Here is a 20,766-nt window from a genome sequence, read left to right on the forward strand (position 1 = left end):
ATTTCATGGTAGTGAAACAGACACAACCGGAGGTCGTATCCATGGGAGCGATAAATAAGAATTCATTTAAACAATTACGCGTTGCATGCCTATATAGAGTGTCGAGCAAAAAGCAGCTTACTGATGACGAGATACCTATGCAACGGCGAGCTTGTTCCGATTTTATCCAAAGCAAACCCGAGTGGGTTTTTGTGAAAGAATACATAGAAGGAGCAGTCTCGGGGTTCCGGGTTTCCGCCAGCAAGCGGGACGTACTCCAAGAGGCTAAGAGTGATGCAGAAAAAGGCCTATATGATGTATTGCTAGTATTTATGTTTGACAGGTTGGGAAGGAAAGAGGATGAAACCCCCTTCGTTTTAAAGTGGTTCGTCAAACAAGGGATTGAAATGTGGTCTGTACTGGAGGGCCAGCAAAAATTCGAGGACCACACTGATGATTTAACTAATTATATTCGCTTTTGGCAGTCAAGTGGCGAGAGTAAGAAAACCTCGATGCGCGTAAACGAAAATCATGAGCAAATGGCCGAAGATGGTTTGTTTAGAGGCGGAACTGCGGGATATGGGTATAAGCTAGTTCCATCAGGAAAATTCAATAAGAAAGGCAAAGAAGTATTCAAACGAGAAATTTTACCGGAGCAATCTGAAATTGTTGACGAACTATATGGCTACGGCGAGAATGGATTAGGCGGAAAAAGAATTGCCAAGTTAATGAATTTAGAAAGAAACCCGTTCATACCTTCGCCAACAGGCGGTGAATGGACGGCCAGAGCAATCAATTTCATCCTAAGCAATCCGCTTTATAAAGGGTATCCTGCATACGGGAAAAGAAGAAGTGAAATGGGAGTCTTCACAATGCAAAAACCTGAGGACTGGGTTGAATCAAAGAAACAAATTCCTGAACTGGTTATTATTCAGGAGGAGCGCTGGGATCGCTTGCAATTACAGAGGGGAATGAGAGCGCCTAAAAAGAAATCCACGGTTGAACGCGGATATCATATTAATACAAGTAAGAGCCCCTTGCTGCTTGTCGGCATGGTCAATTGCGGTTATTGCGGCGCCCCCTTAACAACAACATATAATCAAAAAAAATATAAACTGGCGAATGGAACAATGCAAGTGTGGAAGGCTCCAAAATATAGATGTAGTGGCAAGGCGAGCGGCAAGGATTGCGTCGGTCAAACGCTCTATGCTCAAAGCAAAATAGAAACAGTGGTGCTAGATGAAATTGACCAGTATTTAGAGCAGCTCAAACAAGTTGATTTTGCAAAAGAGATTAATTCATTTCTCAAGAAAAACGTTAGCAGCGACATGAAAGAATTAAAGAAATTTCAAAGTGAACTCATTCAGAAGCAGAGTGAGTTGGAAGCTCTGACTGCAGAAGTCACTAAATCCATAATGGGACAAAGCTCGTTTAAACCTGATCTGCTAAACGCATTGATGGATCAGAAAAACAATGAACTAAACGAATTAACCTTATCTATAGCTAAAATTGAGGATAAACTATTAGCAAAGAAAATAGAGACAAGCGAGATGGAATTATTAAGAAAAACTATTCCATCATGGAAAGAAGTATTTGATTCAGCCCCGCTAGAAAAAAAGAAGATGCTGCTAGCGGCCATGATTGATCGAGTTATTGTTAAAAAGGGTGATATTGATATTACCGTGAAGCTGCATATCACGCAATTCTGCAATTCGATAAATGGTAGTGAAACAGACACACTCGGGAGAGCGCATCGCTGGCAGCGATGAGGTCAGGGGTTCGATCCCCCTAGGCTCCATATAAAAGAAACGCCACCACATAATGTGGTGGCGTTTCTTTTATATGGAATGCCGGGGGCGAACCCCGGGGGTTCAGTCCGCGCGCACGGAGCGAATGCGGAGGAGCACGGCGTCTGAATCTACCTCTAAAAGTCCTCACCCGAGTCCGCTTCGTCAGCTATTTAATCAAAGATTCGGACATCCCATGATGGATTTGCGAGTTAGACGAGTCAAATCCCCTAGGCTCCATACCAAAAAACGTCACCACATAACATTGGTGGCGTTTTTTTCATATATAATGCCGGGGGCGAACCCCGGGGCTCAGTCCGCGCGCGGAGCCTCCCTTCCCTATTGCCTCGATAATTTTTGAACCATTTGATTCAAAAATAAATCCATCTCAGAACTATTTTCTATGTTAATGAATTCAGACTTCATTATTTGGTGTCTCATGACTTGGTAATAATCGGATAATGCCTGTTTCAACGACAAATGATGGAGCATCAGCAGCTTGGGATCAATCATTTTCCTGAGCATCGTGTCCATTTGAATGAGGAGAATAACGGGATTCAGACGCTGAAACACATCATTTTTCATCCCCAAATCAAAAAACTCCCTCACCTGTTCATTGCGTACCTCAACCTCATTTGAAAGCCTATCATATAAGTGTGGATACAGGTTTCCTAACTCCTGCAAGAAAATATCGGACAAGTAAACCGCCATAAGCAAAGACTGCTGAAACACTTTATCAAAGGATTTGACATAGGACATATTATCGGTCAGGGACCAATCCTGCACCATTTCCGAAATATAGTCCACGTAACGACCTACAATCGCATCAATAATCTCATCCTTGGAAGCAAAATACTTATACATTGTCGCCTTGCTAATATCCATATACTTAGCTGCATCATCCATTTTCAGCGTAGAAAATCCGTTTTTTTGAATCACGGGTATTATCTTTATAATAAGCTTTTGGATCGTTTTATTTCTCTTATCCAATGCCTGGGATTTCGTATCCATGGGGTAAAGCCTCCTATTTCTTCATACCTAGAATTATAACTCAATTACTCAAAAATACGAACATTTTATACTATTTGAACTTTTTTTGATTATTTAGTTTACTTCTTGGCATTTTGCGTGGTATTGTTATTTTCATGAAATTTAAAAATAAAAAGGAGGCTTGAACACCATGGAAACTTTGGCATTGGGTAATCAAGGACTGCAAGTATCCCGTTTGGGATTAGGATGTATGGGAATGTCCGAATTTTATGGGGAAACGGATGAGTTAGAGTCTTTAAGCACGTTGAACCACGCTCTAGAATTAGGAATTACGTTTTTTGATACTGCGGATATTTACGGTTATGACGAGGATGGCATCGGTGCGAATGAAAAATTAGTTGGTAAAGGGTTAAGGCAGCACCGTCAAGCCGTGCAGATCGCCACGAAATTTGGCTCCATACGCAATAAAACACAGCATCTAGGATACAATGGAAAGCCGCAATATGTGAAGCAAGCCTGTGAGGCTAGTTTGCATCGCTTAGGCACGGACTATATCGATCTATATTACTTGCATAGGGCAGATCCTGATGTTCCGATTACAGAGACGGTTGGAGCCATGGCTGAGCTGGTGAAAGAAGGAAAGGTCCGCTATTTGGGTCTTTCAGAAGTAACCCCTCAACAATTGGCCGATGCTCACGCTGTCTTTCCCATTACAGCTGTTCAAACGGAATATTCTTTATGGTCCAGAGAGCCTGAACGGGGTCTATTGAATGCTTGCAGAAAATTGGGGGTTGGATTTGTCCCCTACAGCCCGCTAGGAAGAGGATTTTTGACGGGAACCATCTCAAGTCGAAGCCAACTGACACAAGGCGACTGGCGCATGTATAACCCCCGGTTTTCTGAAGAGGCTTTCGAACAAAATATTAATATCGTCCATGGGATTCAGCAGCTCGCTCAGCAAAAAGGAGTTGCACCCGCCCAAGTCGCGCTGGCATGGGTAACCGCACAAGGTAACGATATTGTTCCGATTCCGGGTACAAAGAGAGTGAAGTATTTGCAACAAAATGTGGCCGCTTTATCCATCCGTTTAACACCTGAAGAGTTATCCAGATTGAATGAAATTGCACCTGTCGGCAGTACCTTCGGAAGCCGTTATTAAACATTAAATAAATAGAGGAGGAGAAAACAATGCAGCAACCATTTCAGGAAACCGCAAAAACACATGCTGCTCGCGCTATTGCTCATCGTTGGTATGCGTTTTATGAGAACAATCATCAAAATGCAGAGGATTTAAAAGAGATTCTAACCGAAGATATTAGCCTAATTAACAAGGGACGTAATTCAACTATAGCGGGATGGCAAGAGGCTTTGCTCCGACTTAACGATCTCCCCAAGGATGAAAGGAATTCACATCGCATTGAAAAATTCTTTATTGAAGCTACTGGAAACAGCAAATCCGAGGCTAAGCTGGATATTATTTACCAGAATCAAAAATCGGATGGAACGTTAGTCAGCTATAATCTGCATTATGATGCAACCGTTGTTTATGAGAATATAACGACTGCCAAATTTAATGAAATTATCATTACACCGATGTCTGCCTTAGAGGAGCCTTTATTTATAAATGCTTACCGAGAAAATCGTGTGAGTGCATTGTTTTATCGGTGGCTCTCTTTGTTTGAAACTTTCCAAGAGGATGGTTTTGAGGAGCTTTTGGCGGAGAATGTTCAGCTACACGGCACCGCAAGCAAACAACCTATGACCACTTTTTCTGCCTGGAAGCAGTATATCCAGCAGTTTGCGAAGCAAATTAATAAAAGCAGCCATACTGTTGAAAGTTTAACCATAACACCGATAGACGAATCCCATTCCAGTGTAACAGCTGATTTGATTTGGCAAGGCCTTCTAACAAATGGTACCAGAATGATTTCTAAAACACGCCATGAATGGAAGGTCATCGATACGGGAAAACGTTACCCGCAAATGGTAGAATATCGGGTTCATCAAGTTGAGGCATATCGCTCCACTAGCAGCGATGAGGTCAGGGGTTCAGTCCGCGCGGACGGAGCGCATGCGGAGGAGCACGGCGTCTGATGCTACCGCTAAAACTCCACACCAGAATGCGCTGCGTCAACCATTAGATCAGAATTCGGACATCCCCCCACGCTCCACCAAACCGACACTTTCTTTATTTAGCTACAGCTGCAACGGTTGTAATATGATTTACGTAAGCCATTTTGCTCTGCTCTAATTGCTCTTCGGTAACATGGAATATATCGCCGAGCGTGAAAGGCGGCAAGTAGGATGCACCGATAAAATGAGCAAGTGCTTCAACTGGCCTCATGAGTTCCCGGATAGTGAACCGATTGGCGCCTTCAGGCTCATAAGATTGTAACGATCCGCCCGTTGAGATGGCTACCCCTATTTCTTTGCCTTGCATGTTATCGCCGCCCTCGCCGTAAGCCCAACCGTGTTGGAGTACGGCATCAAACCATTTCTTTAGCAATGGTGGAGAGCTGTACCAATACAGCGGGTATTGAAAAATGATACGATCATGCGCCTTCAGAAGCGATTGCTCACGGGCCGTATCAATCTCTTCAGCGGGATATTCCTCATACAACGAATGAATGGTAATATTGTCGTGCTTCCGCAATTCATTAATCCACGCTTTATTTATACGGGATGACAATAGGTCCGGGTGGGTCACAATAACTAAGGTTTTCATTTAAATCACTCCAATACTGTATTTTATTTTCTCACTTATGTGAGCCGATTACATTTCTAATCATATACAACTAACTTATCAAAAGTAAGTACGCACTTTTTAGGTCAATACTAACCAAAAGGAAAGTGTTTCATGAATGCAATGGGTATTTTTCAATAGAAAAAAGCCCCCTCACAGTAGCAGGTTATATCATTTCACCTGTCTTCCATAAAGGGAGCCTATCAAAGTATCGAATCTATTATGGCTGTTCTGCCAGTTCCTTCAGCCCTTCTGAAACAGGCTCAGCTTCGGTCATATCCGTCAATCGGAATTGTTTACCCCATTGCTGCAAATGCTCGATTGCTGGAATTAACCCCTCGCCAAGAGTGGTTAATTCGTATTCAACCTTTGGGGGAACAACCGGATAAACCTGTCTTTTGATGATACCCACTTCCTCCAGATCACGTAATTGTTCAGCAAGCATTTTATGATTAACGCCATCGATCAACTTTTTGAGCTCCCCATATCGCTTCTTTCCTTCCATCAGCTTATAGAGGATGCTTATTTTCCATTTGCCGGCAAACAGGGAAACAGAAAGCTCGATAGGACAATGATATTTTTTTCCATTCAGTTCATATACAGCTTTAGAGGATGTCATATCTCTACTTCCCTTCTGGTAAGTATTATACGAATAAGTGCGTACTTTTATTTTGTTAGTATATTATTTATGATCAGTATTGTAAACATATCAGCATATGAGGAGAATTCAATACAAAAAAAGGCCGAAACCAGAAGCATCATCTGCCCCTAATCCCAGCCTATTTCGGCTCTAAAGCTGCTATTTCCATACGACTTCCTCGCCGTAGTTTTTGCCCCAATCATACATCATGCGCAGCACGGGCATCAGGCTTTCGCCGTAAGCTGTTAACGTATATTCCACTCGCGGCGGAACCTCCGCATACACTTTGCGCTCAACCAGCAAATCCTCCTCCAGCTCGCGGAGCTGATTCGTCAGCATTTTCTGGGTGATGTGGGGAATCATTTTCTTCAGCTCACTGAAACGTTTTGTTCCTTCTAGACCAAGATGCCATAATATAATCAGCTTCCACTTGCCCCCAATGACGGCCAGCGTAAGCTCCTTCTCGCAGTTGATTTCACGTAAATTAATACGTTCCTTTAATTCCTGAGCCATAACCATTCCCCCTCCTTCCCAGTATACATGATGAAGCAGCTTCCAGCCATGCTGCCCGCCACCTGCTACTCCAGATTTGCGTGATTGCTGTACATCGTATTGCCGCTAAGGCCCTTCTTCTCCATCAAGCTTAAGATAACCGCATCATAGAATATAAGGAGACCCTGCTCAAAAAGAGAAGCCATCGGCTGCACGGTCTGCTTGGCACCATCCTGCTCTTCCTTCGCCGCAGCCTGCAGCGGTACGACGATATGCGCCACACGTCCAAGCGCCGACTCTGGGTTCGTCGTAATGACGGCCAGCTTGCCGCCGAGCGCCGCCGCCTTTTGTGCCATCGCAATGAGGCTGCTCGTCCCGCCGGAGCCTGAGCCTAGCACGAGTACGTCGTCTTTGCCCAGTGCACGCGTCACCGTCTCGCCAGCCACATAAGCGTCAAAGCCCATATGCACAAGCCGCATGGCAAAAGCTTTGCCCATCAGGCCAGAACGCCCGGCGCCTGAGACGAAAACACGCGGAGCGCGCATAATCGCATCTGCCAGCTCGCCTGCGGCCTCATCCGGAATGAGCTGAGTCAGCCGCTCCAGCTCCTGTACGATTTCTCCTGCAAGCTGACTGATACGCATCAGCTTTAGGCCTGTTTGATCCACTGCTGCATTTGCGATGCAGTTGCGGATTTATTTTCAGCACCCGTAATACCGCCGCCTACGATAACAAGATCAGGCTTCGCCGAGATAACCTCTTGCAGCGTATCGATTTTGATGCCGCCTGCGATTGCTGTTTTTGCTTGTTTTACAACACGCTTGATCGCCGCCAGCTCTTCGAAGGAGTTTTTGCCTTCAGCCTGGTGATCATAGCCGGAATGGACACAAATATAGTCTACCCCAAGCGCATCAATTTCCGCTGCACGGGTTTCAATATTTTTCACATTGATCATATCGACCATAATTTTATTGCCTTGCTTGCGTGCTTCTTCAACCGCGCCTCTAATGGTGGAATCGTCAGAAACACCAAGAACCGTAATGATGTCAGCACCCGCTTCGGAAGCTTTCATCACTTCATAGCCGCCAGCGTCCATAATTTTCAGATCGGCCAGCACTTTGAGGTTAGGGAAAGCTTCTTTAATGGCTTTTACGGCATGCAGACCCTCGTTAATGACGATAGGTGTTCCGATTTCAACGATATCGATAAACGACTCGACCTCTTTGACCAAAACCTTTGCTTCCTCAATGTTCACCAAATCTAGCGCCAATTGCAATTCCATGTATACGCACACTCCTTCATCAAATGTTGGAAAATGTTAATCTTGCTACAGGCTCTAGTCTAGCCCCTTTCCGACATTTGAGGAAGTACGCACTTGAAAGTGGTGTAGTTACTTGAAGGATACTATTGTGATTTATCAAGCCTTCTAGACAATGGAATAGTTCATCCAGTTGCCTTGAACCGCGTCCATTTTAGCAAAAAAATGTTGAGCCCGCTTATTTTGCGGGGCCGTTATCCAGAACATATGAGCAAAGCCTTGCTCCTGTGTGTACGTTCTGCATGTCAAAAATAGCTCTTCTTCCACTTCCGTATCCCGGTACGGCTCCAGCACAAAAAAATCATTCATCAGCGTAATCCGAGCTGCTTTCATTGTACTAATCGTAAAATATAAAGTAGCGAAGCCAATCAACTGCTGCTCCTTCTCTACAATAAACTGGATACCGTTTTGTTTCTCCAGCAGCTGCTCAATCAATTTATGAATTTCTGGCGTGCCCGGCCAAGGGTTTTGATAAAATCCTACGATATAGTCGTGCATTAATTCGGTCAAGCTGCTGATATCCTTATTTTCCGCCAGCCTAATGTTAAATGACATATAAAAAGCCTCCCTTTCATCAATGAATAATTATACATTTAAATGTTTTTATATTCAATAGTACTATTGTGAAATGCGTTCTAACGCAAAAAAACAACGCCTTGATTGGCGCTGTTTCCTCCTGCCTATTCATCCAATTAAATCGGATGCAGCATTCGATTTAATCTTTCATTCCATTCGGTGAGCTGTCCTTTGACAGCAGGCTGCTGAGCTCCTTCATGAACATATCGATGTCCTTGAACTGCCGATATACAGAAGCAAAACGGACATAGGCTACTTCATCGACTGGATACAGCTGTCCCATCACCAGCTCGCCAATGACACGGCTCTCCACCTCAGCGTGTGCAGTTGTGCGCAGCTCCTTCTCCACCTCGGAGACAACTACCTCCAGCCTTTCAGCGGGAACTGGGCGCTTCTCGCAAGCGCGGATTAAACCACGCAAAATTTTATCACGGCTGAACTCTTCGCGGCTGCCATCCTTTTTGATGACGACCAGCGGCGTTTCCTCAATCATCTCGAACGTCGTGAAGCGGCTTTTGCATTTCTCACATTCCCGGCGGCGACGGATGGACTTGTTCTCATTAGCAGGTCGCGAGTCCAGCACCTTCGTTCCAGAGTAATCGCAATATGGACATTTCATTCTCTTTTCCTCCCTTCTAAGCTCTCCCTAAAAATTACCATACAATTCCTGTAATGAAGTTCGGATTTTCGCACATAATACTTTTACCAACCGCGAGGAGGTGAACACACATGAGCGCAAACCGCAGCAGCAACCAACTGGTTGTACCACAAGCGACAGCAGCTCTCGACCAAATGAAATTCGAGGTTGCTCAAGAGCTTGGAATCGCGATTCCACAAGACGGTTACTACGGTAACATGGCTACAAAGGACGCTGGTTCCATCGGAGGGTACATTACCCGCCGCCTGGTACAAATCGCTGAGCAATCCCTTGCAGGGGGCTCCCATTAATAAATAGCTCTTGTAATAACAGACAGCTTTGGCTGCTTAAGTCCTGAAGTGACGAGCAGCCAAAGCTTCTTCCTGTTTACGGTTCAAGTTCCGGATACAAGTCTTTGTACTTATTATAATACTTCACGACCTTTTGTACATAATCGCGTGTTTCTTTATATGGAATTTTAGCGGCTTCTTCAAACGTGCCGTCCCATTCCCCCGAATCGAGCCATTGCCGGACTTTGCCTGGTCCTGCATTATAGGCAGCAATGACAACGATATTATTTTCGTCAAATTGTTTGTGCAGCGAAGCCAAATACCATACTCCCAGCTCGATGCTCACGTCAGCGCGATTGCGCAGCGTCTCCTCTGTAACCTGCTCGAAGCCTGCCTTCTCGACAATCCATTTGGCGGTGGTCGGCATAATTTGCATAAGTCCGAGCGCACCCTTCTTCGAAACTTTACCCGTCTGGAAATTCGTCTCCGCCTTTATAATGGCCGCCACCAAATGTGGATCTACCTGATAGCTAATAGCACTTGCCCGAATATCGGCCTTATAATCAATGGGATAGAGCTTCTTGAGCATCCATGCGGGTTGAGCGACAATAATGACAACAATAATAATAAATAATAGCAAAAACAGCCTTCTCCGAGCGACCTTTCTTCTCTTAGCCCTCAGCATGTATGAACCTTGCTCTGCCAAAACTCCTGAACCTGCTGCCTCGTCTGCGCTAACGATCCACTGTTATCAATGACCCATGTAGCTCTGCGCTTCTTCTCTTCCATGCCCATTTGCAGTCCCATGCGCCGCCTTGCTTCCTGCTCATCTACGTTATTTCGCGCCATCAGGCGCTCCAGCTGGATTTGCTCAGGAACGTACACAACGAGCACGCCTTCGTATAAATGCTCTTGCTCCGTCTCATATAACAGCGGAATATCAGCAACGACCAGCTTGCCTGGGTGCTGCCGTTCATAATCAGCCATTCGCTGCTGCATCGTAGCTCTAATCGCCGGATGTAAAATCGCTTCAAGCTGCCCTAGCTTCGCTTTGTTATTAAATACGATTTGGCCGAGCGCTGCCCGATCAAGTGTACCGTCCTTATGTAACACAGCTTGTCCGAACGCAGAGGCGACCGCTGCTAAAGCGGGCTCCCCTGGCAAAACGACTTCCCTTGCTACCTGATCGGCATCCACCAGCAGCGCTCCAAGCTCCACTAATAGGTGGGCAACGGTGCTTTTTCCAGTAGCGATGCCGCCGGTTAATCCGATCCTCATGCCCTTCCACCTCATCTTTACAGCAGCTTTGATATTCCAATCATAATAAGCAGAATGCCTGGCAGTACCGCCAGCGCCTGCATGCCCTTCCAATGCGAGAAGCGAAAGCCGAAGCTAATGCCCCCTAGCAAAAATAGTGCGCTAGCCGCAGCGATCACAATCGCTGTCAGCAAAGCAGGCAAACCAATCATCGCGGCCCCAATTCCCGCGCCGAATGCATCAAGCGACAGCGCTACGCCGAGCATAATCGCCTCAGAGGCGGAAATCGTGCCCGACTTATCAACGTCCGCAGCCTGCGGCGTCCGTAAAATCTGAATGACAAGCCCAATGCGCTTGAGCTCAACAATCACAACGAGCACCGGATGGCTGGCCTCTGCCTCTTCGCCAGAGGCAGCCGAAGCTGTGGATACGGCTGCCTTCTCAGCATTCGCTGCATTAATCTCTACAGCTGGCAGGCTTGAGCGCTTCTCTGACAGCGGGCTGCTATTACCAGAAGCCGCAGACGCATTTTCCGCATCCCCCTTCTTGCTTTCATGGCGATTTCGCCGCAGCTGGAGCAGCGCCCAACAGCCAATGCCCATCAGCACGATGGCGCCAATCAGGCTCGCCGTGCCTGGCGACAAATATTTTGCAATAACATTGCCAAGCTGCATGGACAATAAAATGATCAGGCCTGAGCAGCAGGCGATAATCAGCACAGACAGCAACGGGATGCGAATGCGGCGCAAGCCATACGTAATCCCAACGCCGAAGCCGTCCACGCTCACAGCAAAAGCGAGCACGATCAACGAAACCAGATGCAAAGCCAACCCTAGTCACTCCCTGCATACACAGGTGCCCCGATTTCACCCTACAGGGCATCTGCCTATTGTTCTTCACAATAAACAGCATATGCAGCTACCTGCCTAGGGTGAATGGCTTCATCATGGATGGTCTGGCTTTAGTTTTCGCTATTAGCCTGTGCTTTGCTTGCCTGCTTGCCCAGGCGCCTTCTGGCAGCTAGGGCAAATATGCGTGCCTCTGCCTCCAACGACAAACTTCTCAATGGCTTCTCCGCAAGTATGGCAAGGCTCATCCTTTCGGCCATAAACGAGCAGCTGGTGCTGAAACATGCCCATCTCGCCTTGCCCGTTTACATAAGATTTAATGGATGAGCCTCCCGCTTCCACCGCTTTCCCAAGCGTAGAACAAATCGCTGCATGAAGCTTATCCCACTCTCCGGCAGCAAGCGAGCTGGCGGTCCGCTCGGGATGAATGCCGGCTTGAAACAGCGCCTCATCTACATAGATATTGCCTAATCCCACCACATATTCCTGATTGAGCAGCAGCGGCTTGATTTTCGCCAGGCGCCTCGCCAGCTTGGCAAACAGCACATCGCGCGTAAAATCAGGCTCCAGCGGCTCAAGGCCAAGCTTATTCAGCGGGGGCAGCTCAAACTCCGTTCCCGGCGTGAACAAATGCATCGTGCCAAACTGCCGGACATCTTTATATCTTAAATCCGTTCCATCTTCAAAATGGAATAGGACATGTGTATGAAGCTCTATTGGTTCTTCACTTTGAAATAATCCATAGCGGCCTTCCATGCGCAAATGCGACACGAGCACAAGCCCGTCCATCACGATACGCAAAAATTTTCCGCGCCGCTCAACTGTCTCGATCGTCATGCCAACGAGCGCATCCTCAAATTGCTCCGGCACAGCCGGACGCTGAATGATGCGGGGCAGCCGCACCGTAACCGATTTGATCTTTTTTCCTGCAACAAGCTCAATTAATGTTCGTCTAACCGTTTCTACCTCTGGAAGTTCCGGCATTGCATCTCACCTCAACGTCTATTATACCTGATTTCCGCTCCCAGCGGGTTATTTCGCTTCATACCAGTTCGCCCCAAAACTAACGTCCGCCTTAAGCGGAACATCGAGCTTGATTGCGGCTTCCATCACTTCGGGAAGGAGCTTTTTCATCTGCTCTAGCTCATCTTCCGGCACCTCAAATACCAATTCATCATGTACCTGAAGCAGCATGCGGCTTCTTAGCTTCAGCTCGCCCAGCTTCTTATTCATATTCACCATCGCCAGCTTAATAATGTCCGCTGCTGTGCCTTGGATAGGCGAATTCATTGCTGTTCGCTCTGCGAATGAGCGTTTATTGAAGTTCGAATGGTTAATATCCGGCAAATACCGCCTGCGCCCCAGCAAAGTCGTCACGTAGCCCTGCTTCGCCGCTTCGACTTTAATGCTATCCATAAACGACTTCACGCCTTTGAAGACGCCGAGATATTGCTCAATAAACCGTCCGGCTTCATTTCTCGTAATGTTCAAGTTGTTGGAGAGACCAAAGTCACTAATACCATACACAATGCCGAAATTGACCGCTTTTGCCGAGCGGCGCATATTGGAATCCACCTGATCCTCGGTTACGCCAAATACGTCCATCGCTGTTTTCGTATGAATGTCCATGTCCTTAATGAACGCTTCCTTCATATTTTCATCGCCGGAAATATGGGCGAGCACACGCAGCTCGATTTGTGAATAATCGGCAGCGAGAATCGTCCAGCCCGGCTCAGATGGCACAAATGCTTTACGAATTTTGCGGCCTTCCTCCAGACGGATCGGAATGTTTTGCAAATTCGGGAATTGGCTGCTCAAGCGGCCTGTTGCCGCAATCGTCTGCCGGAAATACGTATGGATTTTGCCTGTCTGCTCGCGAATCTCTTTGAGCAGCCCTTCCACATAAGTGGATTGCAGCTTCGCAAGCGTACGATAATGCAAAATCAGCGGAACAATTTCACTGTACGGCGCCAGCTCCTCCAATACCTCGGCATCTGTCGAGTAGCCTGTCTTCGTCTTTTTCCTTGCGGGCAGGCCCAGCTTCTCAAACAGCACCTCACCGAGTTGCTTCGGAGAATTCAAATTAAACTCCATGCCCGCCTGCTTGTAAATTTCTGTCACCAGTGTCGTAAGCTGACGCTCCAGCTCACTGCCTAGTGTCTCAAGCTCTGCCTTCTCTACGCTGATGCCCTGATGCTCCATGCCCGCCAATATAACGGAGAGCGGCAGCTCCAGCTCATCATACAGGCCGAGCATGCCCGTTTCCTTTAGCTCGTCGCGCTGCAAAGGCGCCACTCTGCGCACGGCATCGGCTTTCGTTGCCAGATGCTGATACAGCACTGCGGCAGCAGGAACTTTAAGTTTTGCGCCTTTTCCATAGACCGACTCATCACTAGGCACAGCTGGCTGTTCGTAGCGATGGACAATGCCGGAGAGCAATAAGCTCGATTCCGTCGGATCAATAACATAAGCGGCTAGCTGGACATCAAAGCTCACGCCGCTCAGCGTTATGCCCGCCCACTTCAAAGCCAGCTCGACTTTATGCGTATCAAATCCGATCTTCTTCTTGTTCGGATCGGCGAGCCAGCTCCGCAGCGGCTCTGTGAAAGCTTCCTTCAGCGCGGCGAAAGGAAGCGTATAGGCCGCTTCGGCGCCCGCCAGCGCCAGCCCAACCAGCTCCGCCTGATGCGGATTTTCGCCGATCGCCTCTACATAAAGGCCGAAGCCGCTCTCCTCCTCTTCAAGCGCCTTCATTAGTTCATCGAGCTTCTTCGCATCCTCAGCCGACTCGATCGGGGTCAGGTTCAGCTCGGCAGCTTCACCTGCTGAACCACTTCCTTCGCCGCTCAGTCCGAGCCGTTCCTGAACGGATCTGAATTCCAGCCGGCGCAGCACATCCGCAAGCGCCGGCCCATTAAAGCCGCTGTAGCGAATCGCCTCCGGCTCCTGCTCAGGGGCAAGCGGCACCTCGCGGTGAATCGTCGCGAGCTTCTTGCTCATCACTGCATCGTCTTTATGCTGCTCCACCTTTTCCTTCATCTTGCCCTTCAGGCTGGCTGTGTTGGCAAGCACTTCTTCAACCGTGCCGAATTCATGCAGCATCTTCAGCGCTGTTTTCTCGCCAACGCCCGGAATACCCGGAATATTGTCGGAGGTATCGCCCATCAGCCCTTTCAAATCAATGATTTGATGCGGCGTCAGTCCGTATTTTTCCTTAATATCCGCAGGCGAATATCGCTCCTGCTCACTCACCCCTTTGCGCGTTAGCGCTACGGTCACATGCTCCGATACGAGCTGGAGCATATCCTTGTCACCCGTGACGACAAGCGTCTCGACCTTCTGCTCGTCCGCAAGCCGGGTGAGCGTGCCGATAATATCGTCCGCTTCAAAGCCATTCAGCTCAAACTGCGCAATTTGAAAAGCCTGCAGCAGCTCCTTGAGCACCGGAAACTGTTCCGATAGCTCTGGCGGCGTTTTTTCCCGCCCGCCTTTATATTCCGCATAACCTTCATGGCGAAAGGTTGCCTTCCCTGCATCAAATGCAACGAGCACATGCGTCGGTTTTTCGTCTTCCAGCAGCTTAAGCAGCATCGTCGTAAAACCATATATCGCATTCGTATGTAAACCAGCCGAATTCGTAAGCGGAGGCATCGCAAAAAATGCCCGGTACGCAATACTATTGCCATCTAATAACATCCATTTATCCATCATTGACACCTCATTTATCGGTTCTAATGGTTATCATACCACAACTGCAAATGCCTTTGCTCCCTTCTCGCGCGGGGTTTGCAACATTCCTGAAAACCTGCCCTCGGGGCTAGCTTAAACGAGGTTGTCGTCCTTTGGAGGCATTGCCCGTTTTACCAAAAAAAGCTCTCTCCAAGCTCCATATGGATCGCTCAGAAAAAGCTTTTCTCATCCCGACTATCGCCGCTGGACTAGAACGGAAATTTCACCCGGGCGCCCTAGCAAATAGCCTTGCGCATAATGCACGCCCATCGCCTTTACTTTGTCCAGCTCCTCTTGATGTTCAATGCCTTCGGCAATGATGCCAATTGCCATTTTGTCGGCCAGCTGGACAAGCGTATGCACAATATGCTCCTTCATTTCGTGCTCATGTATCCCCATAATGAGAGAGCAGTCTACTTTAATATAATCCGGCTTCAGCTCAATGATGGCCTGCAGCGACGAGTAACCGGCGCCAACATCGTCGATTGCAATTTGAAAGCCTTGGCGGCGGTACTCCGCAAGTGTAGCAAGCGCGGCGCCATAATCCTGAATAGCCGAACGCTCGGTAATTTCAAATACGATATGGTGAGGCGACAAGCCCCGCTGCTCCATCATTTTGGCGAGCCTTGCAGGGTAGAAGCTTCCTTCATTTAGCAATTGTGCCGTCATATTTATAAACAGCTTCTGATGAGACTGGAGACCGGTACTGCCCTCCACTGCCTGCTCTCGCGCCGACTGGTCCAGCCTTGCAACCTCTCCCGACTCTTCTGCGAAGGCAAATAAATCCAACGGACTGGAAAACCATTTATTTTTAGGGAACCGCGTGAGTGCCTCATATCCGAATGTTGTCAGCTCGCTGTCGGTTCCTTGAATCGACATAATCGGCTGATAGACCGACATGAGAAGCTTGCCGCGAATAAGCCCGTTCATATATTGCAGCCGCATGGCCTGTGTTAAAGATTCCTTTTGCTGCCCATATAATAGCGCTCGCTTTGAAGCTTCATACAGGCGGGAGACTGGGCTTCCAGTATCGCTGCGCTCGACCAATCCTACACCTGCATGCAGACGCATATCCGACATAAGTCCAAGCTCGGTTCCACTAAACCCACGCTCCGCTTCCTCCTGCCATTTGCCTGCGGCTTGCAGCAAATTTCCCTGCAGCTCCTGCTGCTGCAAGTCTGGCAAAGCCATCACAATATACAAATCATCACCCATCCAAAACTTGTCCCGTACATGGGCAGCCGTCTCCGGGTTCGCATAAAGCATCATCTCTATGTATAGCTTCCAGCTCCTCCTAAACGAGGAGGGCAGCTGCTGCCAAGTGCCTGCCGACTGCTCACTATGCCAGGATAGATAGATAACGCCAATATTTTCTGGCTTATCATCCATTATAAGGCTGCTTCGCTGCAATATCGCTTGATGATGTCCCACGTCTCACTTCGATCCCCTCTGTAGCATTGCGTTCTTGTGTGCAAGAGGTCATATCTTCCATGACATACACACTGCCTTTTTGCATCTTGGCACGTTTCTTGAGCTTCGCTGTTAGAGTCGATATAAGGCTTGGCGTCGTCCCGCCTGCAGCAAGCATTAATGAGAGAGACAAGGTAACCCCCTCTTGCTCCACTGTGTTGCCGTGACGATCCTCCACCATGCTGACCTCCACTCCACCGTAATACCTTTTCACCTCGCCGTCGAAACGCTCAATCAGCCTGGTGCAAACTTTTTCAGCATAAGAGGCCTCCGTTACCATAATGAAATCATCACCACCAATATGCCCGATAAAATCGCTGGCCAGCCCGTATTCTTCCTTAATCCCAACTAGCGTATCCGCCAAAAAACGAATGAGCGCGTCGCCTTGGCTAAACCCAAAGCAATCATTAAACCATTTGAAATAGTCCAAGTCCGCATAGATGACGGCGAACGGCTTGTGGCTGCTGCTCCTGCGGGCCAGCTCCAGTTGAATGCCCTCATTGCCGGGCAGACCCGTCAGCGGGTTGGCCGATCTTGCCGCCTCCATACGCAGCGTCGTAATGCGCTCCAAAATATCACGAACCGTCGTTGCGCCGAGCAGTTGACCTCCAGCTGTAATAATAACGACATCGTATAAATGAGAAATATCCCGCGCCATCGCCAGCTGGGACACATGCTCGATCGGCATGTCCGCATCCACGATTAATGGAGAAGCATTCATAATTTTCTCAACAGGTCGAGTGGAATAAAGCGGAAGCCCATATTTCCCCGCCAGCAGCTCATGCAGCTCCTCTTTCATTAATAATCCGACCGGCTGCCCCTCATCTGCTATCACAACGCCCTGCTCCTTGCGGTTTATTTCGAAGAAATGGGCAATATCCGCCACCTTTGCTTCTGAAGGGAAAATAGGGAACGGGACTGCGAGCTGACCAATGCTAAAGCCCGGGAGGGCATGATAAACCCCCACCTTTCTCTGCTCCGTTCTGTTGCTAGCTGCAGCCGTTTCGACCTCCATTGCAGCAGCACCCTCCGCCGCCATCCACGCCTCCTTAATCGCTTTCAAAATCGTGCGCTCCGCGGCCTGTATAAAGGAAGGCTCACTATCCGGTTTCGGCGAATTTGCAAAGGCTACCCCTAATCGAATTCCCTCCTGCTTGGCCAAGCTCTTCCGTAGCACAGCAACGCTGTTAGCAACGGCTATGTTCACGGATAATCCCGCTTCAACAGCACCGATCATATAGTAATGCTCATTCTCCAAGTCCTGCTTCCATACCAGCCTGAACCCGTCCCCCTGCTCCCATCTCTGCAGAAGCTTGCTCAACATGCCGTCTTCCTCATCACTTCTTATGTATAGCACGCCGACTCCGCCCAACTTCCAGCTTTTTTTTACGGCATGGATCATCACTCTATTTAATAAACCGATTGCAATCTCATCCATATGAATCCCCTCAATGGTCACATTTCGATTTTCCACCTAAAATTAACTTACATATAAAGTGTGAGCAGAGTAACAGAAGAATGTAAAACACATGTCAAAATCACTGCTTTCAACCTACTTTTCTATACAAAAAGATGCCCTACGAACCAAATGATTCGTGTGGGCACCTCGTTTGCTATACATTCAAATCCGGTCGATTCCCCGTCACCAGATATACGACACTTTCTCCGATGTTCGTCGCATGATCACCAAAACGCTCGATATAACGACTTACAAAGCTCAGCAGCGACGCTTGCGAGATCGTTCGCGGATTCTCCATCATCAGCGAGAACAACTCCCGCTGTACTTGACTGAACAAGGCATCAACCTGATCGTCGTCCTTGGCCATTTTGTAGGCAAGATCGACATTTTCCTGTACGAAGGCCTGTATGGATTCATAAGTCATCACCTGAACAATATCGGCCATTCTCGGCAAATCGAGCAGCGGCTTGATTAAGGTCTGACCCTCCATCCTCAGCACTACCTTGGCAATGTCTACAGATAGATCCCCCATCCGCTCCAGATCAGAAGCGATTTTGAAGGCGGATAGAATCCGACGCAAGTCCTTGGCTACCGGCTGCTGTGTAGCAATTAGCCTGGAGCCGATCTCCGTAATTTTCTCTTCCATTTGATTGAGCATGGGATCTTCGCTAATAATGCGCTTTGCTTCCTCTACATTAATCGTCTTGAGCGACTGCATGGACTCTACAAGCGCCTTCTCCACAAACGTTCCCATCTCAACTAGCAAATTATGGAGCTGCTCCAATCCATGATCGAACTCTTTTCTTACCGTCATCATCGCTCTATTCCTCCTAAAGGTTTTACGAATATTGCCTCCGTAGCACGCAGCAACGGGAATATGCCATGCCTGTTAGCCGAAACGGCCGCTAATGTAATCCTCCGTCCGTTGGTCGGTCGGGTTGGAGAACAGCTTCTCCGTATCTGAATATTCAATAACCTCGCCACTGAGGAAAAATACAGTCTGGTTCGATACACGAGCCGCTTGATGCATATTGTGTGTAACCATTACAATCGTATAGCGATCCTTCAGCTCCTGAACAAGCTCCTCAATTTTAAGCGTCGAGATCGGATCAAGCGCAGATGTCGCTTCATCCATAAGCAGAATGTCAGGGTTAACTGCCAAAGCGCGAGCGATACACAGGCGCTGCTGCTGTCCACCGGAGATGCTGAGCGCGGATCGCTTAAGGTGATCCTTGACCTCATCCCAGAGAGCTGCCGACTTCAAGCTCGTCTCTACAATTTCATCGAGCTTCTGCTTGCTGCGAATCCCGTGTAAGCGCGGGCCATAGGCAATGTTGTCATAAATCGATTTCGGGAAAGGATTCGGCTGCTGGAATACCATTCCAACCTTCTTGCGCAGCGTCTCCACATCAACCTCATTGGAATACAGCTCGGTGCCGCCAATGGCAATGCTGCCCTCGATACGAGTGCCAGGAATCATATCGTTCATTCGGTTGAGTGTACGAAGCAGAGTTGATTTTCCACAGCCGGAAGGACCGATAAAAGCAGTAATGGCTTTTTCGGGAATGGTAAGCGTCACATCCTTAAGCGCATGAAAGGATGTGTAGAACAAATTCAATTTATTAATATGAATGAGTGGTTGCATAACATTCATTCTCCTTCAATCGTTTTATCTTTACACGTTCTTCTGGTATTTGTTGCGAAGCATAATCGCCGAGAAGTTCATAATCAACAGCAGGGCTAGGAGAACGAGAATACCGCTTGCTGCCAGCTCCTTGAATTCAAGCTGCGGCTTGGAAATCCAGTTATAGATTTGGATAGGCATAACCGTAAACGAGTCCATCAGGCTGTTCGGCAGAAACGCCACGTAAGTAAGCGCGCCGATCATGACTAGCGGAGCCGTCTCACCGATAGCGCGGGACATCGCCAATATAACGCCGGTCAAAATTCCTGCGAGGGAAGACGGAATGACCGAACGGGATACGGTCTGCCATTTTGTCGCGCCAAGAGCAAAGGAAGCATCACGCCGCGACTTCGGAACCGCGCGAATCGCTTCCTGCGCCGATACGATTATAATCGGAAGCACAAGCAGCGTCATCGTAAACGCGCCCGCGATCAGGCTGCGATCCAGCGACATCAGCCGCACAAAAATCGTCAAGCCGAGAATACCGTATACAATGGATGGCACACCCGCAAGTGTACTAATATTAAGCTGAATAAGTCGGGTCAGACGATTTTTTCCTGCATATTCCTCCAGATAAATGGCTGCTCCAACTCCAAGCACGAAGGATAAAGGCAGCATAATAAGCAGCATATAAACAGTGCCGACAAGCGCAGATTTCATCCCTGAGCCGTCTGCTTTACGTGAGGGAAATTCGGTAAAAAGCTGGGGCTGCAGGCGGGCTACGCCATCCACAAGCACATCGATTATAAGTGCGCAGAGTGCCAATACACCTACCGATGTGGCAATAACGAATAAAATGTGCAGCAGCCAGTCCACCCTCCGACGATTCGCAATCTGCTTGCGATTGGCATCTTGAAAAATACTCAT

22 protein-coding genes are annotated in these 20,766 nt (G+C 48.0%); 4 read left to right on the plus strand and 18 right to left on the minus strand.

Going from position 1 to position 20,766, the window contains the following annotated elements:
• The first annotated feature begins 41 nt into the window (after nucleotides 1-41).
• Complete coding sequence (locus WH37_RS35475) at nucleotides 42-1,748, plus strand: recombinase family protein (RefSeq protein WP_177217918.1); 1,707 nt, start codon at nucleotides 42-44, stop codon at nucleotides 1,746-1,748.
• A gap of 357 nt (nucleotides 1,749-2,105) precedes the next feature.
• Here WH37_RS35475 and WH37_RS09340 read toward each other — a convergent pair whose 3' ends face one another.
• Nucleotides 2,106-2,777 carry a TetR/AcrR family transcriptional regulator gene (locus tag WH37_RS09340; RefSeq protein ID WP_046230234.1) on the minus strand — a complete coding sequence of 224 codons (672 nt, stop codon included), beginning with the start codon at nucleotides 2,775-2,777 and terminating at the stop codon, nucleotides 2,106-2,108.
• A 169-nt stretch (nucleotides 2,778-2,946) separates the two neighbouring features.
• Between WH37_RS09340 and WH37_RS09345 the strand changes: the two genes are divergently transcribed.
• Together WH37_RS09345 and WH37_RS09350 are read left to right on the plus strand one after the other, a co-directional pair.
• A complete protein-coding gene (locus tag WH37_RS09345; protein ID WP_046230235.1) occupies nucleotides 2,947-3,915 on the plus strand; it encodes an aldo/keto reductase in 969 nt (322 codons plus the stop codon).
• A gap of 29 nt (nucleotides 3,916-3,944) precedes the next feature.
• Nucleotides 3,945-4,850, plus strand: coding sequence for a nuclear transport factor 2 family protein (locus tag WH37_RS09350; protein WP_046230236.1), 906 nt, complete (start codon nucleotides 3,945-3,947; stop codon nucleotides 4,848-4,850).
• A 94-nt stretch (nucleotides 4,851-4,944) separates the two neighbouring features.
• Here WH37_RS09350 and WH37_RS09355 read toward each other — a convergent pair whose 3' ends face one another.
• From WH37_RS09355 to nrdR, 7 genes are all read right to left on the minus strand, one after another.
• Nucleotides 4,945-5,481: an NAD(P)H-dependent oxidoreductase gene (locus tag WH37_RS09355; protein WP_046230237.1), complete on the minus strand. Its 537-nt coding sequence runs from the start codon at nucleotides 5,479-5,481 to the stop codon at nucleotides 4,945-4,947.
• Between the two features lie 238 nt (nucleotides 5,482-5,719).
• Complete coding sequence (locus tag WH37_RS09360; protein ID WP_046230238.1) at nucleotides 5,720-6,118, minus strand: winged helix-turn-helix transcriptional regulator; 399 nt, start codon at nucleotides 6,116-6,118, stop codon at nucleotides 5,720-5,722.
• 180 nt (nucleotides 6,119-6,298) lie between these two features.
• Complete coding sequence (locus tag WH37_RS09365; protein WP_046230239.1) at nucleotides 6,299-6,652, minus strand: winged helix-turn-helix transcriptional regulator; 354 nt, start codon at nucleotides 6,650-6,652, stop codon at nucleotides 6,299-6,301.
• 65 nt (nucleotides 6,653-6,717) lie between these two features.
• Complete coding sequence (gene hxlB, locus WH37_RS09370; RefSeq protein WP_046230240.1) at nucleotides 6,718-7,275, minus strand: 6-phospho-3-hexuloisomerase; 558 nt, start codon at nucleotides 7,273-7,275, stop codon at nucleotides 6,718-6,720.
• A 5-nt stretch (nucleotides 7,276-7,280) separates the two neighbouring features.
• Nucleotides 7,281-7,913, minus strand: a complete 633-nt coding sequence (gene hxlA / locus WH37_RS09375) for a 3-hexulose-6-phosphate synthase (RefSeq protein ID WP_046230241.1) — start codon at nucleotides 7,911-7,913, stop codon at nucleotides 7,281-7,283.
• A 144-nt stretch (nucleotides 7,914-8,057) separates the two neighbouring features.
• Nucleotides 8,058-8,504, minus strand: a complete 447-nt coding sequence (locus tag WH37_RS09380; protein ID WP_046230242.1) for a GNAT family N-acetyltransferase — start codon at nucleotides 8,502-8,504, stop codon at nucleotides 8,058-8,060.
• Between the two features lie 160 nt (nucleotides 8,505-8,664).
• Nucleotides 8,665-9,144, minus strand: a complete 480-nt coding sequence (gene nrdR, locus WH37_RS09385) for a transcriptional regulator NrdR (RefSeq protein ID WP_046230243.1) — start codon at nucleotides 9,142-9,144, stop codon at nucleotides 8,665-8,667.
• 110 nt (nucleotides 9,145-9,254) lie between these two features.
• On the opposite strand from nrdR, the gene WH37_RS09390 reads away from it, so the two are divergent.
• Nucleotides 9,255-9,473 (plus strand): alpha/beta-type small acid-soluble spore protein, encoded by a 219-nt coding sequence (locus WH37_RS09390; RefSeq protein WP_046230244.1) that lies wholly within the window; start codon nucleotides 9,255-9,257, stop codon nucleotides 9,471-9,473.
• 76 nt (nucleotides 9,474-9,549) lie between these two features.
• Here WH37_RS09390 and WH37_RS09395 read toward each other — a convergent pair whose 3' ends face one another.
• The 10 genes from WH37_RS09395 to pstA form a co-directional block, all read right to left on the minus strand.
• Entirely contained in the window at nucleotides 9,550-10,092 is a 543-nt protein-coding gene (locus WH37_RS09395; RefSeq protein ID WP_331458039.1) for a lytic transglycosylase domain-containing protein, read from the minus strand.
• A 38-nt stretch (nucleotides 10,093-10,130) separates the two neighbouring features.
• Nucleotides 10,131-10,730, minus strand: a complete 600-nt coding sequence (gene coaE / locus WH37_RS09400; protein WP_046230246.1) for a dephospho-CoA kinase — start codon at nucleotides 10,728-10,730, stop codon at nucleotides 10,131-10,133.
• Between the two features lie 17 nt (nucleotides 10,731-10,747).
• Nucleotides 10,748-11,539: an MntP/YtaF family protein gene (locus WH37_RS09405; RefSeq protein WP_046230247.1), complete on the minus strand. Its 792-nt coding sequence runs from the start codon at nucleotides 11,537-11,539 to the stop codon at nucleotides 10,748-10,750.
• Between the two features lie 144 nt (nucleotides 11,540-11,683).
• Nucleotides 11,684-12,541, minus strand: coding sequence for a DNA-formamidopyrimidine glycosylase (gene mutM, locus WH37_RS09410; RefSeq protein ID WP_046230248.1), 858 nt, complete (start codon nucleotides 12,539-12,541; stop codon nucleotides 11,684-11,686).
• 48 nt (nucleotides 12,542-12,589) lie between these two features.
• Complete coding sequence (gene polA / locus WH37_RS09415) at nucleotides 12,590-15,265, minus strand: DNA polymerase I (RefSeq protein WP_046230249.1); 2,676 nt, start codon at nucleotides 15,263-15,265, stop codon at nucleotides 12,590-12,592.
• 216 nt (nucleotides 15,266-15,481) lie between these two features.
• Nucleotides 15,482-16,717 (minus strand): EAL domain-containing protein, encoded by a 1,236-nt coding sequence (locus WH37_RS09420; RefSeq protein WP_143088427.1) that lies wholly within the window; start codon nucleotides 16,715-16,717, stop codon nucleotides 15,482-15,484.
• Entirely contained in the window at nucleotides 16,668-18,215 is a 1,548-nt protein-coding gene (locus tag WH37_RS33465) for a GGDEF domain-containing protein (RefSeq protein WP_052736901.1), read from the minus strand. The genes WH37_RS09420 and WH37_RS33465 overlap by 50 nt, the downstream gene beginning before the upstream one ends.
• Nucleotides 18,216-18,369: 154 nt before the next feature.
• The gene (gene phoU / locus WH37_RS09430; protein WP_046230369.1) at nucleotides 18,370-19,029 is read right to left on the minus strand and encodes a phosphate signaling complex protein PhoU; all 660 of its coding nucleotides are present in this window, start codon (nucleotides 19,027-19,029) and stop codon (nucleotides 18,370-18,372) included.
• Between the two features lie 75 nt (nucleotides 19,030-19,104).
• A complete protein-coding gene (gene pstB / locus WH37_RS09435; protein ID WP_046230250.1) occupies nucleotides 19,105-19,860 on the minus strand; it encodes a phosphate ABC transporter ATP-binding protein PstB in 756 nt (251 codons plus the stop codon).
• Nucleotides 19,861-19,890: 30 nt separating this feature from the next.
• Nucleotides 19,891-20,766: a phosphate ABC transporter permease PstA gene (pstA, locus tag WH37_RS09440; protein ID WP_046230251.1), complete on the minus strand. Its 876-nt coding sequence runs from the start codon at nucleotides 20,764-20,766 to the stop codon at nucleotides 19,891-19,893.

Origin of the sequence: Paenibacillus algorifonticola, assembly GCF_000971975.1 — a bacterium.
Classification (GTDB): domain Bacteria; phylum Bacillota; class Bacilli; order Paenibacillales; family Paenibacillaceae; genus Pristimantibacillus; species Pristimantibacillus algorifonticola.

Coding starts and splice junctions, on each gene's coding strand:
- WH37_RS35475 (WP_177217918.1), top strand. CDS start 42: ATGGGAGCGATAAATAAGAATTCATTTAAACAATTACGCGTTGCATGC.
- WH37_RS09340 (WP_046230234.1), bottom strand. CDS start 2,777: ATGGATACGAAATCCCAGGCATTGGATAAGAGAAATAAAACGATCCAA.
- WH37_RS09345 (WP_046230235.1), top strand. CDS start 2,947: ATGGAAACTTTGGCATTGGGTAATCAAGGACTGCAAGTATCCCGTTTG.
- WH37_RS09350 (WP_046230236.1), top strand. CDS start 3,945: ATGCAGCAACCATTTCAGGAAACCGCAAAAACACATGCTGCTCGCGCT.
- WH37_RS09355 (WP_046230237.1), bottom strand. CDS start 5,481: ATGAAAACCTTAGTTATTGTGACCCACCCGGACCTATTGTCATCCCGT.
- WH37_RS09360 (WP_046230238.1), bottom strand. CDS start 6,118: ATGACATCCTCTAAAGCTGTATATGAACTGAATGGAAAAAAATATCAT.
- WH37_RS09365 (WP_046230239.1), bottom strand. CDS start 6,652: ATGGCTCAGGAATTAAAGGAACGTATTAATTTACGTGAAATCAACTGC.
- hxlB (WP_046230240.1), bottom strand. CDS start 7,275: ATGCGTATCAGTCAGCTTGCAGGAGAAATCGTACAGGAGCTGGAGCGG.
- hxlA (WP_046230241.1), bottom strand. CDS start 7,913: ATGGAATTGCAATTGGCGCTAGATTTGGTGAACATTGAGGAAGCAAAG.
- WH37_RS09380 (WP_046230242.1), bottom strand. CDS start 8,504: ATGTCATTTAACATTAGGCTGGCGGAAAATAAGGATATCAGCAGCTTG.
- nrdR (WP_046230243.1), bottom strand. CDS start 9,144: ATGAAATGTCCATATTGCGATTACTCTGGAACGAAGGTGCTGGACTCG.
- WH37_RS09390 (WP_046230244.1), top strand. CDS start 9,255: ATGAGCGCAAACCGCAGCAGCAACCAACTGGTTGTACCACAAGCGACA.
- coaE (WP_046230246.1), bottom strand. CDS start 10,730: ATGAGGATCGGATTAACCGGCGGCATCGCTACTGGAAAAAGCACCGTT.
- mutM (WP_046230248.1), bottom strand. CDS start 12,541: ATGCCGGAACTTCCAGAGGTAGAAACGGTTAGACGAACATTAATTGAG.
- polA (WP_046230249.1), bottom strand. CDS start 15,265: ATGGATAAATGGATGTTATTAGATGGCAATAGTATTGCGTACCGGGCA.
- phoU (WP_046230369.1), bottom strand. CDS start 19,029: ATGACGGTAAGAAAAGAGTTCGATCATGGATTGGAGCAGCTCCATAAT.
- pstB (WP_046230250.1), bottom strand. CDS start 19,860: ATGCAACCACTCATTCATATTAATAAATTGAATTTGTTCTACACATCC.
- pstA (WP_046230251.1), bottom strand. CDS start 20,766: ATGAGTATTTTTCAAGATGCCAATCGCAAGCAGATTGCGAATCGTCGG.